Below are 14798 nucleotides of genomic sequence, written 5' to 3' on the forward strand. Positions count from 1 at the left end.
AATTTTACATTTAGTAATCACTACGGCTTATCATTATTTTATCGATTTAAACTTTGCAATTTTATTTTGTTATTTTTGGATTTATTTATAATCCATTTAGATACTTAAAAAAATTTCTTTCACGTGAAAGAAACCAGTACGGCTAGTTTATTGTAGTCATACCCGATTCAAGAAGAAAAACTAATAAAGCCTTATTGCATGAGTAATACAGCGGCGCCAAAAAATAATTTGGAAAGTATTCTGTTAAATTTTACTATTTTTTAATCTTAAAACTTTACATTTTTAAAATGATGATATTTTTAAATAGTGATTTGTATTGTTGTTCGTCCATTGTAAATACTTTCTACTTCGTTCCAGTATTTCTCTTTAATAACTTTAACTTTACTGCGGAGTTCATCTCCCATATGAATTATCAATGCTCCTCTTTCCAACATGTCACACAGCAAAATTTTTGTTATATCTTCAGTGCTTAGCTTAAGAAGGTCAATGTCATCTGTCATAAATGAATCTTCATCTGGCAGAAGATCCGGCATTGTGTCAACATAATGGTTAAGCATACTTCTTTTAATACTTAAGCCACATAGCAACACATAGTCTTCGCCCTTTTCAGTCTTTTTTAATGCGATATTAATTTCATTCTGTGTGATTTTCCTCGATAATTTTTTGAGTAGCTTATTACACTTGATTACAGACAGTATGGTTTCATAGATATAGTTTCGATTATCTTCATTTAACTCAGGTAAAAATTGGAATGGATTGTATTCGCTATCTTCGAGGTAATAGCTTAAACAGGCCACGGATTTTTTACTCAATGTATTAACAGGTAATAACCTGATAGCTTCAGCATCAAAAATCTTATCAAAGCTTTTTTGACTAACAAGCAGCGAAAGGTTGCCAATATCTAAGAATTCTTTGATTTCCACATTGTCCTCACTTTGTCGATGTTGTTCGTCTAGAGCCTAACTATGAAGCTGTTCTCGAATTGCTAATGGTGTCAGAAATCCAATCATCGACTTCAATCTCAATGAAAGCTACAGACCTTGCTCCCAGTTTGATAGGTTTAGGGAATTTATTTTCAGAAATCAATCGGTAAATCCATGCTTTCTTGTAACCTGTTTTATGCATGACTTCTGGTAAGCGGATAAGTCGTGTGGTTTGTTTAGTAGATGTGTTCATGATTGTATCTCCTCGCCTTGTCGATGAGTTGATACTAAATAGACGGGAACAGGCTTTGAAGGGATGTAGTGGACATTGTTTCATAAGAGATGAACTACTTGCGATATGCTTGATGAGAAAATTTATTTTGTTTTGTGCATTGACTTTTCAATGATAAAATGGCATTGGATTTTTTTTATACATGAATGTCGAATTTTACTAAGCGAAATGATATGAACATTCTTTCCAAGCTATTACACAAACTATGGGATTTTTAATAAAAACCTGCGGCCAAAAATTCAAGAAATCGCTGGCACCTTCTAAAAACTTCATTTATAAATATTTATGCATTAATTTTTCTTTTAATTCTTAGATTTGGAATGATGTATATGGTTCTCAACAATAAAAGTATGCCAGCAACTGGTCCCGCAGGTGAAGGTGACTATAACTTGCCATATGACAGATTACCTGTCCCTGAAGTTTTCGAATCTTTTTGCCGCTCCTTAATTCAACTTAAGGAACAAAATCATCATAACGTATTGTCTGTAAGTGTTAAATCTACTGGTGGTAGAGGCTGTGTTCAATTAGGTGGAGATATTATAGTTAAAATTACTGACAACAATAATGAGTCAGTTAATGACTTATATGATTGCAAAGGTGGAGCAACATTATCTGTATCCAAATACATAAAAGCAGTTGATAAATTCATTGGTAGCGTAAAAGAATGGGATTTTAAATTAAGATCTTTTAATATAATTTCAGCAAGTTTCATTTCAGCCAAAGTGCTCAATACTATATCGGAACAACAAGAGCGACTGCGTAAATTCGGTATCCTCCATGAAGTTTATGGCCGTGAAGATATTGAGTCTTGGATGAAGTCAGTTCATTCTGATAATTTGATAGTTGAGTTTTTTAGTAAGGGATATATTGAAAGACTTCGTGGTGAAGAAGGACTTTGGCAAATAAAGAATCAGGGTATCTGGGGAAAACTAAAGCAAAACTCTTGGAATAATTACCGTGGGGAGAAAGAAAATAAAGAGTCAGAACCCTATAGTTATATTAATGAGTATGTAAATATTGTTGCCTATTTACCCACACCAGACAGGCAATCAATTTCATGCTTTATTGATCTTAGACATCATGATTACAATCATTTGTCAGTTACTTTAAGCCAAGATTTTCTTTTAAGTTATGCTTTCGAAGGTTCAGCAACACCACCTGAGTCCGAGTGCCGTCCGTGGCTTTTCAAATCCAACGATAATGAATTTGTATGTGACCTTGGAAATCTACGGATATCTTTACCCTACAATAGCGTTAAAGGTATATGTAACGCTTTTGATAAACTGTGGTTTGCTTATAAAGAAAAAATCCAACAAATTGGAAATTTATTTTGCAGTTATAACTTTGATGATGATGGCTATTGCAAAAATAGTGTTCCCATCATGAAGATTCCTCTATGGATGTGGTATAGATTGCATAAGTTCTGTACAGATTTCGATTATGTAGAAAACGAAGGCGAATGGGCAATATTTAACGCATTGCATAATAGAATCGTGGTCTTTAATACTTTAAATTATAATACATTCCCCTCTCGTTATGTTTCTTTTAGAATAGTGCCCCCAAAATGCATCGATGAATTCCATATTCGCGAAGCTATTATTCTATGGGAACCACCTAAATCATTTAGTCTGATTATCCAAAAACCATCTGATTTAGCTATCAGGGAAAACGTATATGCTGATGCTTTGACCACTCACGATTGGCTAAACGAATTTTTACTCCCGACAGCTCTCGATTGGTATTTGAATACAAAAAAAGTATCCTTTCTTACTAAAATTAAACCTTCATATTTATTTAGAGACAGGAATGAAGAAAGGTTTGACATTAACCTTATTTCTTCACTTTATAAAAAACCTTCTCCAACTCTTCTTTCAACCGATTATGAGATGACGGTTTTTTCTAAATTGGTAGCTGACTTGCAAAGTTTTTATCACTGCGGTTCAGATAGCATTGCATTTCCAAGAGACGAAATGCTTTCTCTCTTCAATGCACTTTTGATATTAATAAATAATACTGAATTCAGATATTTAGGATACATCTGTGGATGCTTAAACGCATATCCATCAACTTATGAAAATTTACTATCATCGATAAATAATTTGAAAAAAAGAATTAACGATTACGATAAAAGAACAATGTTAATTGATATGATTTTTCGCTGCTTTATTGCTTGTGAAAGAGATGGAAAGCTCGTTCTTAATAAGCATAAAATCTCACAAATTAATAACCTACTCTCCCCATTTATTGATAAAATGCACGACAGAAATCTATTAATGAAACAAAAATTGAAAAATGGTTCCTACTGAAGATTCAACCTTTTAGTTGAATAATCATTTGCTAACTATAATTTCTTTAACATTGCGAGAGTGACATCCATAAGATGACGATTCTTATTTATGAAACTCTCAACGTTCTTACAGGTCTCACCTGACATAGCTCTCTCAGCTATTGGTCGATCTGTGTCCTTGAGTTGCTCATCTCCTCGAACCTCATCTGTGAGCTTAGGATAAAGAACTCTGGAAAGGATGGTGTTTGAAAGAGAGACATCATTTAACTTAGCCCACAAGAGCAGATCAATCATTGGAAGGATACGGTAGTCAACCAACTTTAGAATCTTTCCCAGCCCGAAAGCCTCTTGCTTCCTGCCCTTGATTCCATACTCTTTCCTCCACATAGGAAGTAGCGCACGAAGCGAGCCTATGATTTCGTCATCCGAAGAGCTTTCGAGGTCAAAGTAGGTATACACACGGCTTTCGTTTGTTCCCATAACAACGGCTCTCATACTTTGAGTAAGTGCCTTCTCCCTGACCTCTTTCTTAAGTTGATTACTACCTTTGACAAATGATTCTTGCGAGAACATTTCAAGAGATCTTCTGAGGCTTTCAATATGACCAAAAGTGACTTGTCGTATGTGCGTTTGGCTTTCTGCCAGATGAGTGTCGAGGTCAATTGTTTTACTTATTAGAGGGTTACCCGCGAGGATTTGGTTAAAATAATCATTTCCTTCCCCAAAAAACTCAATTGAGTCGAGGATGTTCTTTCTTACCTGTAACTCCTTATGTAAGCCTTTTAAAGTGCAAGACTCAACATCAACATAGTTGTCGTAGTCAAACCAAGCCTGTAGCTCTTTGTAGATCTGAACCGTATCCATACTGAGGCCTTACATTTGTGTTTTTATAGCTCAATGTAGAAGTCAGCACATCATCACCTTGAACCAGCTCTTCAATCAACAAGCTGTGAAACAGTAACAACGGCTGATAAAATTGAGTATAATTAAGACGCTTTTTTCAGTGTCTCACAACAGTTTTTAAGGTTATTTTTGAGTGTTGGTATCTATGATGGTATAAAAACCTTAACTCCAACAAAAATCCTTCAAATCAGCAAGTTAACCACCAGTTCGATTTCTGCAGGGGACACCAGACTTCTTCTCTTTAGAAAACGCCCCCATCATTTAAACCCCTTAAAAATCAACATCAGGTCATTAATGACGGCTACCCCCCTTTGCCTTTTCTCTGCTCAATTACCATTGATTGTTTAACGGCTATGGCTATGCTCTTCAGACAAATGAATGAACACCTGCGAATGCGTTGTAATCATGACCGGCCGGGTATGGGTAATTGGCTGCATCGAATGCTTCAGATATTTTTTATTTAGATGCATTCTGTTTTATTTCTGCATAACGGGCAGTCAGTTGCTTCAGATGCATCTCCAGCTGAGCTTTGGCAGCAGCAGGCAGAGGTTCGCCCGCGGGATTTTGTGACAATGCCCTTAGCTGCTCTTCAGCCGGTATCGATTGGCTGAAAGACTGCATGGCTGAAAAAACGACTGACTTCAGCTCACTGACCGTTATGTATTTACCTTTCTGCTCATCAAGCCCGTTAAGTCTGTCGCTGAGTGTTTGTAGCGTTGTCATTCCCTGATACCAGTCAGCAAGATGTTCTGTCGGTAATGCAATCGCATTGAGTTGCTGCTGCCAGTTTTGTGCCAGAGGTTTAGCCTGCTCTGGCGAAAGCACCTGCGCCTGTTTTACAAGCTGTCGACTGAAGTCAATATTCCAGTCAGGCGGCAACTTATCCAGCCGGGCAAGCTGCCGCTGTGTCTGTGCGATAAGATCCTGCGGTAACGGAGTCTGCTGACGCAACATCCCCAACTGTTCAGACGTAAGAGGTGCAGGGAACGGAGCCAGTGAAGCAGCAAGCTGATTCTGTAGAGGGTCTGGACGGTGTAGAAAATGCCAGCTCCACACTGAAACTATGCTTATTACCAGCATGGTACACATCCCGGCGGAGAAGGATTTCCCTTTTTTTATCGGAGTGGACATAGCAGCCAGCACTTCCACGTTCGGCTGCTGTTCCGGCTGCGCAACGTAAGCCCTCTTCACTGCACTCTCTGACATATCTTCATCCGGACCACCAGCAAAGTCTCTGGTGGATGCTGTCGCATCATTCATCACGGTGGCTGGCAGCACAATACCTGGCTGAATGTTCGACCCGGTACTATCGCTGTTTTCCAGCCGGACAGCACTGTTGTGCATCAGGGTACGCAACGTATCGAGCTGACTCAGATGCTTAAGTTCCAGACGCTGCAGTACCTCTCCGAGTCCGGTAAGCAGTTGCTCCGCCCGATACAGCTGGCTGAGGTCGCTGTAATTCAGCGGCAGCGAGCGCATCCGTTGCTGCAGGCGCTGACTCAGGCTGCTGAGGATTTCCATGCGCGCGTGGACTGGCTGCGGCCATAGCGCCCCCCACTGATGGCTTATCAGGGCCTCAAGTATCGCCAGCCCTTCATTGAGCCCGAGTAAACCGGTCAGTTGTGTACGCGCAAGCGTATACCAGGCTGCTGTTTGCAATTCCACACCGTTCTGCTCAAACAGTGAGAGACAGAGTTTTTCGACATAATGCCAGTTCACATCCGGGCGAGCCGGATGCGTCAGCTTACTCAGTTCATGACGCAGGGTGGCATAGTCCGGTAGCGTGCGCGGGTCGCCGCCGGTTTTAATTTTTCGCGGGTTGATGTCATTCATGACCAGTTGTCCATTTGACATATAAGGAGCTATTGAAAGTTATTGCTTATGCGGCTTGGCTTTCTGCATATTCGAGACTCTGCAGATACTGTAGCGCCACCGGGTCAGCAATATATTCAACCTGCCCATGATGACGCTCAACCTCATCGATTATCCGGCTGAGCTCGACCCGGAAAACGCCTTACGCTGCTTAAATCGCCCATTAATATTGATTAATGCTCTTACCGCGACATAAATACCCCAGGCAATGACGCCAGGAATAACCAGGATAATACCTGCTGCATTGTCATCTTTTTTTCTTCGCGCCATGTTTTATCTCTTTCCTTTTTTCTTTCAATCCTGATTATTTAATCTGAATAACGGGCAAGGGACCTTTGCCATAACAGATTAATACTGATTCCCTGAGCAAATCGGTAAATGAGTATATCCGGGCTTACTGGCCATATAGAGGGGAGCGCATGTGGGCTGTCGTTGCGCTGTTCTGGCACGATCTGCGCAGCACGCAGGCCTCTGCCGGGCTGATGTGGGGCATTGGTTTGAGTGCGCTGGGCACGCTGGGATTTTCATTCGGCAATATGATCAGTCAGAGGCATCAGCGTCTGCAACGCGACGTGCTGACAACGAACAGTTACGGCATGTTATACGGTGCGCTGATAATGGGACTGGTCTCACTGCTACAGGGTGTATCACTACAGCCAACATGGAATGTCCAGTGGATTAGCGCATTAACCTATCTGGCTATCGTCGGATCAGTAATGGGTTTCGGGGCCTACTTTACGCTGGTGGGACGTATCGGAGCCAGTCGGGCTGCCTACACAACGGTTCTGTTTCCGCTGGTTGCGCTGGCACTCTCGACCCGTTTTGAGGGTTATGAGTGGCATGTCAGCGCCATCCCTGGCCTTGTCATGATTCTACTGGGCAATATTGTGATGTTTGCCCGCTGGCCGACAAGCCGTCGCCAGGTAATCATCTGACGCGGAGGCGGGCTCAGGCCCGCGTCCGGATGAGCATTAAGCCCACTGCTGCTGAAGGAGTTTCTGTGGTTGATTAATCGCTTTACGCGCAATCCAGTAGAGCAGAACACGCTCATCGTCACTATCACGATCGGCCATCGACAAAAGCTTCAATGCCAGCGTCGATTTGGTCACAGGCTGTTGTTCTGTACTGAGTTCAATCACCGCCTGACCGATGATGCAGCAAACTTCGTCCTCACTGGTGGTGGATTCATATGTCCGGTCTTTCATATTTCCTCCTGATAAGTGAACTATCAGCCTGGCAAAAGATCCCCAAGCCTGCTCACATAACCGGCTCGCTGAAACATTCTATTACGGGTGGTTACGCTTATTTATTAAGCTGCCGCTTTGGTTACTTTTAACGCAATGTTGCATTATCGCTGCACACTTGCGTTGTGTCATTCATACCGTCTGAATGGCATTTCATTCCCTGATACGTTCCGTTCATACCTTTGCTGCTCACGCGCGCGAATCACTGCTTTATTCTGACCGCAGTTTCCAGATTCCCGGACGGGAGAGATAAATTATGAACCAGACTCAACAGGCTTCTTACCAGCGTTCCCGCTGGCTTACATTGTTCGGAACGGTAATCACTCAGTTTGCGCTGGGGTCAGTTTATACATGGAGTTTGTTCAACGGTCAGCTATCACAGAAGCTGGATGCACCGATCAGTCAGGTCGCATTTTCCTTTGGCCTGCTGAGCTTAGGGCTGGCTATCGCCTCTTCACTGGCTGGAAAATTACAGGAACGTTTTGGCGTACGCCGCGTCACTATCGGCGCGGGTGTACTGATGGCGCTGGGCTTCTGGCTCACCGCACACGCGAATAACCTGATGATGCTCTACTTCAGTGCCGGGCTGCTGGTCGGTCTGGCCGATGGTGCCGGTTACCTGATGACGCTGTCAAACTGCGTGAAATGGTTCCCGGAGCGTAAAGGGATGATCTCTGCCTGTGCGATTGGCGCTTACGGCCTTGGCAGTCTGGGATTCAAGTTTATCTGCGGAGCACTGCTGGCTACGGTCGGTCTGGAGCAGACCTTTATGATCTGGGGCGTGCTTGCCATGTCGATGATTATTACTGGTGCGCTGCTGATGCGTGAAGCGCCACTGCAGCAGACCCGGACCATCACCCCAGGTCAGCAACATGCGCGGGATTACACGCTGGCACAGTCAGTGCGTCTGCCGCAGTACTGGATGCTGGCGCTGATGTTCCTGACCGCCTGTATGAGTGGACTCTATGTGATAGGGGTTGCCAAAGATATCGGCGAAGGTCTGGTGCATCTCTCCACGCAGACTGCTGCCAGCGCAGTTACGGTGATAGCGATTGCTAATCTGAGTGGTCGTCTGGTGCTGGGCGTGCTTTCTGACAAAATGCTGCGTATCCGGGTCATTTCGCTGGCGCAAATTGTGTCACTGATCGGGATGAGCGTGCTGCTGTTCACCCGAATGAATGAGATGACCTTCTTCCTGTCACTCGCCTGTGTGGCCTTTAGCTTTGGCGGGACCATCACGGTGTTCCCATCACTGGTCAGTGATTTTTTCGGCCTCAACAACCTGACAAAAAACTATGGCCTGCTCTATCTGGGCTTTGGTATCGGAAGCGTGCTGGGCTCGCTGGTCGCCTCGCTGTTTGGTGGTTTCACCGTTACCTTCAGCCTGATTATGACGCTGCTGGTCATCTCCCTGTTCCTGTCGCTCACCATCCGACTGCCGCAGAGTTCCGTAACAGCAGAACCGGTGTTACAACGCCACTAACTTTACGGGCAACGTTAACGGGCCGCCATTGCGCGGCCCGCTAACCTTTAGCCGCGGAATCGCGGCTCTGCTATTCCCGCCACCGCGACGTCCACGGCAAAGATATCGCCTGACTGCGGATAGCGTGCCAGTTCCTCTTCAGTGCGATCTTCCCGTGAACTGGTGATAAACAGCGTTTTAAGATCGGCACCGCCAAAGGCCACCATAGTTGGCCACTTCACCGGCAGCAGGATCTCATCAACGATTTCGCTGCTCTGGGGATCGATACGCACCACGCGTCCGCCATCAAACTGTGCAGACCAGTAGAAACCTTCGCTATCCACCGCGGCACCATCCGGTAATCCCCCTTTCGCGTCAAAACGACGGAACAGCGTGCGTTCACCCGGTTCGCCCTGCTCGTTTAACGGATAGCGATAGAGCGACTCATTCGGTGTATCGCTGTGATACATCCATTGCCGGTCCGGAGAAAATGCCAGCCCGTTGGAAATTTTAATGTCCTGCGCCTTCACTTCCAGTTTCAGGTCAGGCGTTACGCGGCACAGCAGCCCGCCGTTTTTGTCCTGCGGTTCCCACAGGCTGCCGCACCAGAAGTTACCCCATGGATCCACACGGCCATCATTAAAGCGACTTTGTGCCGCCACACCGGGATTCTCTGCAATCTTTTTCTCTGGTTTACCCTGCGCATCCAGCAGCCAGACACCATTGCGCAATGCGGCTATCAGCCCGCCCTGTTCACGCAGACCGATGCATCCTACCTCTTCCGCCTGCGGGAAGGTCTGCAATTCACTGCTGACCGGATCAAAACGGTGAATGGCCGGAGCCAGAATATCGACGCAATAGAGTACCTGTTCTTCTACTGACCAGAGCGGGCATTCCCCCAGTTCAGCCTGTAACGCCAGAATATTTTTTACGTTATGCGCCATGTTTCTCTCCCATTAAAATGACATGCTAATAATGTAGTGGTAAAAACTTTCAAATGAGAATTATTTTCTCTTGATTTTAAGACTATTCTCTTTGATAGTATTTAATATTCAGCTCATTCCGATTTTCTTATTTACCGCCGCGGAAAAATAGATCACTCTGAAATATTCCGTCATATCTTCTTAAATAACTCTACAAAGCCTGCATCTTCACTCCACTTTTCCAGCGTAGTGTCGTAGTCATTGGAAAAGAGGAGAGGCTTCCGATGAAAAGATCAATTAAAGTCGCTTCGGTGATTGTGCTGATGACATTATTAAGCGGTTGTATCATCAGCCCCAGACACGACAATGGCTGGCACCGCGGGGGTGGCGGCGGATATCATGGAGGCTACTATGGAGGTTATCACGGTGGGTATCACGGCGGTCACCATCGCCACTAACGGGCAAAGATGTCACACAGCATAAAATAAAAGCATTAAACTTTAAGGGCGGGATAATTATCCCGCCCGTTTTATTCAGCTTTTCAGCGCATAATTACACTGAAACCAGACTTTCTTCAGCCCCGGAATATGACTTTCCTGGGCAGGCAGCGCCTCAACTTTATCAAATCCTTTATTGCTGCAGTAATTCGCCAGATCGATATCCATCGCATCACGATTAACCTTTACCGGGTCATAACGGTATTGCACGGTATTCGAGCTGGGATCTTCATCAACGCGTTCAAATGCCCCGGGTTTGCTGGCAGTACATCCACTCAGCAGAATCAGCGCCAGTGCGCCGGTAATTAATTTTTTCATTTAGTTATCCTCACGTTGCCACGCAGTGTATGACGCAGCATGCCGCGCATCCATAGGATTAATGCGCGAAAAATCAAAACTTGATAAGATTTTACCGATTAATGTAATACGATTAAACGGCTATCACTATCATTCTAAACGTGACAGGATGTAATCAGACCAAACGAAGACTGCACCACACCAGGAAATGTCAAAAATAAGAAATCTGTTCCTCTCTCTTCCCTGCCCGCGCTTAGCGGGCTTTTTTTCGCCCGCTGTACGCTGATTTACTGGCCTGTCATAGCAACCATTCTACGTAACAGATTAGCGGCGCGCTTGTCAGGTAATGCCAGAATGGCACTGTAGAGATCAATCGACATGGCACACAGCGAAGAGCGATCCACCGCCGTGTCGGCAGGCATATTCAGCTGCTGCAGCTTGTCGCCCCACTTCAGATAAAGCCGACCGACAATCTTTTGCAGATCATCCTGCGCCTGGATCTTTTCAAGGGGCTGTTCGGGTGGCGGGCTATTGAGCAGCAACAGCTCCATGGCATCAGCCTCTTTCTGATTCAGCGACGCTGAGAGTGTGGTCTGCAAATTGATGCCACCACTCACCTGCGGATAGAGATAACGGAAGCAGAGGCCCGGATCGATTTGGTTCAGTGCCCGCATCTCTTCAACCGAGACGCTGATATAGTTAACGACCGCCGCATCTGTTCCGCGCATCAGTCGCTGATTAATCACCTCAATCAGCCAGCCACGCAGTTCACCCGTCGCCCTGTCAGGCTGCTCGCCCGCACGGATCCGTCTGGTGAGTTCCTGAGTCAGTAACAGCCATAATGCCGGTTCCTGCGTCTGCAATACCCGATAGCCAGGCATCTTTGCCAGTTGATTCACCGCCTGCTCATGCTGAGCAGTCTGCTGCTGATGCGGCGCGACCCAGCTGAACCAGAGCAGATTTGCCACTATCAGTGGCAGCAGAAAGAGGATCAGCCCCTGCCACAAACGCAGCCGGGTGGTTCTGATGAGCACAATGACAATCAGCGCCAGCAGCGCAAACGCGGCCAGCGTAATAAAAAGCAGAGAATTCATACTGCGGGATTAATCCTTACGCACATCGATCAGCACAGGACAGTGAGCACGCTCAATAACTGATGCGCTGACCGAGCCTTTTAACAGCCGATTAAAAGAAGAGAGATGGCGACGTCCCATGATAATCATGCTGGCTTTAAGCTGTTGCGACTGGGCAACGATGGTGTCTGCTGCGTCACCTGCCAGAATCATGCCACGCGCATTAATGCCCGCGCGCAATAACGGTGCCAGCGCATGGCGCACCACCATTTCTGCTGTATTCTGCTCATCCTGCGCCGCCACAAAATCGGCGGGATCTTCACCAGCATCGATTTCCATTGGCTGATTGCAGGAGGAGTAAGCAGGATCAACACAGCACAGCACCACCACATCGGCGCGATGCGCCAGCGCTTCTTCAATGGTTAAGGCAACCACTTTCTCCGCGACCGGAGAGTGATCAATAGCCATCAGCAGGGTTTTCATCAGATGCTTATCCTTCTATCGCGGCGACTTTGCCGATTTCACGCACCAGCGCCTCTTTGCACTTCAGCATCTCGTCACGAAAACGGGCTTCGTGACGCAGAAAACGTGCAGAGGGCACCAGCAAAGAGACAGAAAAGCGACCAAACAGTGTATCCAGTGCAAACGCCATGGTAGAGATACCTTCCAGCGTTTCACCGCGATCCACAGCGATACCGGTTTCGCGCACTTCCCTGATAAGTTGCAGTAACTGCGGCAGTGTTTTCACCGTCATATCGGTTAACTCCTGCCAGGCGTCACCGACGATCGTCCGCACATCTTTTTCACACTCCAGCGCCAGCAGTGCCCGTCCACCGGAGGTGCTGTAGAGCGGCAGATTGAGTCCCATATGCGGAACGACCCGCAGCTCCCGCGACGCGACCACGTGGTGAATAATTGCCAGCTGGCTGCCGCTGGCGCGCGCCAGCGAGACGGTTTCATTGGTATCGGAAGAGAGTTTTTCCAGCAGCGGACTGACCAGGTCGACCACATCGGTGTGGACGCTGGAGATCAGTTTTAACAGTGCCGGCCCCAGCCGCAATCCGCCTGCCCCGCTGCTGCGCACCAGCTCGGCGCTGTCGAGCGCGGCAACGATACGCTGCACCGTTGAACGGGGCAGTTCTACTGCCTGAGCAATCTCGCCGAGGCTCATGCCGCCCGGCTGTTCGCCCAGCGCATTAAGAATTTTTGCCGCACGGGCGATGACCTGAATACCGCCCGTTTTTTCATCCTCACGGCTGGAGGGTTGATGTGCCATAGCGTCGTCCTGTTTGAGCTGCCTTACTGTAGCGCGAATGCCGCACTTTTTACAGCCTGTACCACATTGCAATACAGCATACCGGGATGTAATATCACGCCCTGTATCACATCGCAGTACACTGCATCATAATAACGAGATCGCCTGCAATGAACGCTAAGCCTGCCACCGCGCCGGCCCCTCATCCTTTTACACTGCGACTGGCGCTTGGCCTGGTCGGCGTACTCATTGCTGCCCTGACCTCCGGGCTGAATGATCGCGTCAGTGATATCGCACTGGCCGATATCCGGGCTGCCATTGGCATCGGTTACGATCAGGGTAGCTGGATCATTTCTGGTTATCAGGCCGCCGAAGTCGCTGCCATGATGATCGCGCCCTGGTTTGCCGTCACGCTGTCGCTGCGGCGTTTCACCCTTGGCGTATCGGCAGGATTTATGCTGACCGGCATTCTGCTGCCGCTGGTGCCTGACCCAACGCTGTTTATCAGCCTGCGCGTACTGCAGGGCCTGTTTGGTGGCGCACTGCCGCCGATGCTGATGACCGTCGCCCTGCGCTTTCTGCCGCCGCCCTTTAAGCTGTTTGGCCTGGCGGGCTATGCCCTGACCGCGACATTTGGCCCCAATATGGCGGCCTCACTGGCGTCGTTATGGACCGATCATGTCAGCTGGATGATGGTGTTCTGGCAGGTCGTGCCATTAATGCTCATTGCCATGGTGCTGATTAGCTGGGGGATACCGCAGGACCCGCTGCGTCCGGAACGCTTTCAGCAGATCGATCTGTCTGGCATGGTGACCGGCTGCAGCGCGGTTGCGCTGCTGGTTCTGGTGCTGACTCAGGGTGAGCGTCTCGACTGGCTGAACTCGCCATTGATCGCCGGTATGCTGCTGACGGCGCTGCCGCTGCTGCTGGTTTTCCTGATTAATGAGTGGTTTCACCCGCTGCCCCTGTTTAAATTGCAGATGCTGCGGCGGCCCAATCTGGCGCACGGCTTGCTGGGACTGGCCTGCGTGCTCATCCTTGGTCTGTCTGGCTCCGCTCTGCCTTCGGCCTATTTTGCGCAGGTCAGCGGTTTTCCCACCCTGGAGTTTGCCCCGCTGGCGCTGGCGGTCGGCCTGCCGCAACTGCTGATCGCACCGCTAATTGCGGCACTGCTGAATATTCGGTGGATTGATTGCCGCTGGATGCTGACGGCGGGCGTCGGCCTGCTGGTAACGTCCTGTCTGCTGGGCTCGCAAATTACCAGTGACTGGGCGCGCCAGAATTTCTGGCTGCTGCAGATTCTGCAGGCGTTCGGCCAACCGATGATAATTCTGCCGATACTGATGAGCGCCACCAGCGTGGTGGCTCCCCCTGAAGGCCCGTTTGCCTCGGCGATGTTTAATACAGTACGCGGCTTCTCCAGCATCGCCGCCTCCACGCTGGTTGAGGTGTTCCTCTCCCATCGTGAGCAGTTTCACTCCAGTGTTCTGATTGATCAGGCCGCCAGTCGCAGCTGGCTGATGACCGCGCCGACGGCCGATCAGGCCAGCGGCAGTTTGCCATTGTTGCCGGATGGCAGCATCAGCGCCAGCGATAATCTCAGCGGATTCGCCACGCTGGTCCGGCATCAGGCCACGGTGCTGAGCCTGAGCGACAGCTGGCTGATGCTCACCGGTTTTGCCGCCTGCCTGTTACTGCTTACCGCCATCCTGCCAAAACGGGTCTGGCCGCCTCAAACTTTGCTTCAAAACCCCTCCCGGAATAACTGAA

Annotated in this window: 15 protein-coding genes and 3 pseudogenes; 5 read left to right on the forward strand and 13 right to left on the reverse strand. The window is 47.7% G+C overall.

Annotated elements, in window-relative coordinates; translation table 11 throughout:
• Positions 1-299: 299 nt before the first annotated feature.
• Together F3I20_RS01715 and F3I20_RS01720 are read right to left on the reverse strand one after the other, a co-directional pair.
• A complete protein-coding gene (locus F3I20_RS01715) occupies positions 300-923 on the reverse strand; it encodes a hypothetical protein (protein WP_150036931.1) in 624 nt (207 codons plus the stop codon).
• Positions 924-963: 40 nt separating this feature from the next.
• Positions 964-1176, reverse strand: a complete 213-nt coding sequence (locus F3I20_RS01720; protein WP_033775676.1) for a helix-turn-helix transcriptional regulator — start codon at positions 1174-1176, stop codon at positions 964-966.
• Between the two features lie 368 nt (positions 1177-1544).
• Here F3I20_RS01720 and F3I20_RS01725 point away from each other — a divergent pair, with 368 nt between their 5' ends.
• Positions 1545-3521 (forward strand): hypothetical protein, encoded by a 1977-nt coding sequence (locus F3I20_RS01725; RefSeq protein WP_150053473.1) that lies wholly within the window; start codon positions 1545-1547, stop codon positions 3519-3521.
• A 35-nt stretch (positions 3522-3556) separates the two neighbouring features.
• Here the strand turns inward: F3I20_RS01725 and F3I20_RS01730 are convergent, their stop codons facing one another.
• The 5 genes and pseudogenes from F3I20_RS01730 to F3I20_RS24610 form a co-directional block, all read right to left on the reverse strand.
• Positions 3557-4366 (reverse strand): DUF6387 family protein, encoded by an 810-nt coding sequence (locus F3I20_RS01730; protein WP_150036928.1) that lies wholly within the window; start codon positions 4364-4366, stop codon positions 3557-3559.
• Between the two features lie 495 nt (positions 4367-4861).
• The gene (locus F3I20_RS01735; RefSeq protein ID WP_150036927.1) at positions 4862-6238 is read right to left on the reverse strand and encodes a VasL domain-containing protein; all 1377 of its coding nucleotides are present in this window, start codon (positions 6236-6238) and stop codon (positions 4862-4864) included.
• Positions 6239-6284: 46 nt separating this feature from the next.
• Positions 6285-6413 (reverse strand): annotated as a pseudogene (locus F3I20_RS24085) (GIY-YIG nuclease family protein); the annotation flags it as partial.
• A complete protein-coding gene (locus tag F3I20_RS23825) occupies positions 6389-6547 on the reverse strand; it encodes a hypothetical protein (RefSeq protein ID WP_190286139.1) in 159 nt (52 codons plus the stop codon). The pseudogene F3I20_RS24085 and the gene F3I20_RS23825, both read right to left, overlap by 25 nt.
• Positions 6548-6625: 78 nt before the next feature.
• Positions 6626-6718: pseudogene (locus F3I20_RS24610) on the reverse strand (YdcA family protein); the annotation flags it as partial.
• On the opposite strand from F3I20_RS24610, the pseudogene F3I20_RS01745 reads away from it, so the two are divergent.
• Positions 6697-7212: pseudogene (locus F3I20_RS01745) on the forward strand (DMT family transporter); the annotation flags it as partial. The pseudogenes F3I20_RS24610 and F3I20_RS01745 overlap by 22 nt on opposite strands.
• 36 nt (positions 7213-7248) lie before the next feature.
• Here the strand turns inward: F3I20_RS01745 and F3I20_RS01750 are convergent.
• The gene (locus F3I20_RS01750) at positions 7249-7482 is read right to left on the reverse strand and encodes a hypothetical protein (protein WP_033733431.1); all 234 of its coding nucleotides are present in this window, start codon (positions 7480-7482) and stop codon (positions 7249-7251) included.
• 295 nt (positions 7483-7777) lie between these two features.
• Between F3I20_RS01750 and F3I20_RS01755 the strand changes: the two genes are divergently transcribed.
• The gene (locus F3I20_RS01755; protein ID WP_150036926.1) at positions 7778-9004 is read left to right on the forward strand and encodes an L-lactate MFS transporter; all 1227 of its coding nucleotides are present in this window, start codon (positions 7778-7780) and stop codon (positions 9002-9004) included.
• Positions 9005-9051: 47 nt separating this feature from the next.
• On the opposite strand, the gene F3I20_RS01760 is transcribed toward F3I20_RS01755, so the two are convergent.
• Positions 9052-9927 carry an SMP-30/gluconolactonase/LRE family protein gene (locus F3I20_RS01760; RefSeq protein ID WP_150019163.1) on the reverse strand — a complete coding sequence of 292 codons (876 nt, stop codon included), beginning with the start codon at positions 9925-9927 and terminating at the stop codon, positions 9052-9054.
• Positions 9928-10190: 263 nt separating this feature from the next.
• Here F3I20_RS01760 and F3I20_RS23830 point away from each other — a divergent pair, with 263 nt between their 5' ends.
• The gene (locus F3I20_RS23830; protein WP_190285901.1) at positions 10191-10364 is read left to right on the forward strand and encodes a hypothetical protein; all 174 of its coding nucleotides are present in this window, start codon (positions 10191-10193) and stop codon (positions 10362-10364) included.
• A 75-nt stretch (positions 10365-10439) separates the two neighbouring features.
• On the opposite strand, the gene F3I20_RS01765 is transcribed toward F3I20_RS23830, so the two are convergent.
• From F3I20_RS01765 to F3I20_RS01780, 4 genes are all read right to left on the reverse strand, one after another.
• Positions 10440-10721, reverse strand: coding sequence for a putative periplasmic lipoprotein (locus F3I20_RS01765; protein WP_150012457.1), 282 nt, complete (start codon positions 10719-10721; stop codon positions 10440-10442).
• A gap of 266 nt (positions 10722-10987) precedes the next feature.
• Positions 10988-11794: a hypothetical protein gene (locus F3I20_RS01770; protein ID WP_150036925.1), complete on the reverse strand. Its 807-nt coding sequence runs from the start codon at positions 11792-11794 to the stop codon at positions 10988-10990.
• Between the two features lie 9 nt (positions 11795-11803).
• Positions 11804-12256 carry a universal stress protein gene (locus tag F3I20_RS01775; RefSeq protein WP_013358635.1) on the reverse strand — a complete coding sequence of 151 codons (453 nt, stop codon included), beginning with the start codon at positions 12254-12256 and terminating at the stop codon, positions 11804-11806.
• A gap of 7 nt (positions 12257-12263) precedes the next feature.
• Positions 12264-13049 (reverse strand): IclR family transcriptional regulator, encoded by a 786-nt coding sequence (locus F3I20_RS01780; RefSeq protein ID WP_010257875.1) that lies wholly within the window; start codon positions 13047-13049, stop codon positions 12264-12266.
• 149 nt (positions 13050-13198) lie between these two features.
• On the opposite strand from F3I20_RS01780, the gene F3I20_RS01785 reads away from it, so the two are divergent.
• Positions 13199-14797, forward strand: a complete 1599-nt coding sequence (locus F3I20_RS01785) for an MFS transporter (protein ID WP_150036924.1) — start codon at positions 13199-13201, stop codon at positions 14795-14797.
• Position 14798 lies beyond the last annotated feature (1 nt).

It is taken from the genome of Candidatus Pantoea gossypiicola (genome assembly GCF_008632075.1).
Classification (GTDB): Bacteria; Pseudomonadota; Gammaproteobacteria; order Enterobacterales; family Enterobacteriaceae; genus Pantoea; species Pantoea gossypiicola.

What these genes read in the sequence shown, in the direction of transcription:
- F3I20_RS01720 (WP_033775676.1), bottom strand. Translation starts at nt 1,176, where the DNA reads ATGAACACATCTACTAAACAAACCACACGACTTATCCGCTTACCAGAA.
- F3I20_RS01725 (WP_150053473.1), top strand. Translation starts at nt 1,545, where the DNA reads ATGGTTCTCAACAATAAAAGTATGCCAGCAACTGGTCCCGCAGGTGAA.
- F3I20_RS01730 (WP_150036928.1), bottom strand. Translation starts at nt 4,366, where the DNA reads ATGGATACGGTTCAGATCTACAAAGAGCTACAGGCTTGGTTTGACTAC.
- F3I20_RS01735 (WP_150036927.1), bottom strand. Translation starts at nt 6,238, where the DNA reads ATGAATGACATCAACCCGCGAAAAATTAAAACCGGCGGCGACCCGCGC.
- F3I20_RS23825 (WP_190286139.1), bottom strand. Translation starts at nt 6,547, where the DNA reads ATGGCGCGAAGAAAAAAAGATGACAATGCAGCAGGTATTATCCTGGTT.
- F3I20_RS01750 (WP_033733431.1), bottom strand. Translation starts at nt 7,482, where the DNA reads ATGAAAGACCGGACATATGAATCCACCACCAGTGAGGACGAAGTTTGC.
- F3I20_RS01755 (WP_150036926.1), top strand. Translation starts at nt 7,778, where the DNA reads ATGAACCAGACTCAACAGGCTTCTTACCAGCGTTCCCGCTGGCTTACA.
- F3I20_RS01760 (WP_150019163.1), bottom strand. Translation starts at nt 9,927, where the DNA reads ATGGCGCATAACGTAAAAAATATTCTGGCGTTACAGGCTGAACTGGGG.
- F3I20_RS23830 (WP_190285901.1), top strand. Translation starts at nt 10,191, where the DNA reads ATGAAAAGATCAATTAAAGTCGCTTCGGTGATTGTGCTGATGACATTA.
- F3I20_RS01765 (WP_150012457.1), bottom strand. Translation starts at nt 10,721, where the DNA reads ATGAAAAAATTAATTACCGGCGCACTGGCGCTGATTCTGCTGAGTGGA.
- F3I20_RS01770 (WP_150036925.1), bottom strand. Translation starts at nt 11,794, where the DNA reads ATGAATTCTCTGCTTTTTATTACGCTGGCCGCGTTTGCGCTGCTGGCG.
- F3I20_RS01775 (WP_013358635.1), bottom strand. Translation starts at nt 12,256, where the DNA reads ATGAAAACCCTGCTGATGGCTATTGATCACTCTCCGGTCGCGGAGAAA.
- F3I20_RS01780 (WP_010257875.1), bottom strand. Translation starts at nt 13,049, where the DNA reads ATGGCACATCAACCCTCCAGCCGTGAGGATGAAAAAACGGGCGGTATT.
- F3I20_RS01785 (WP_150036924.1), top strand. Translation starts at nt 13,199, where the DNA reads ATGAACGCTAAGCCTGCCACCGCGCCGGCCCCTCATCCTTTTACACTG.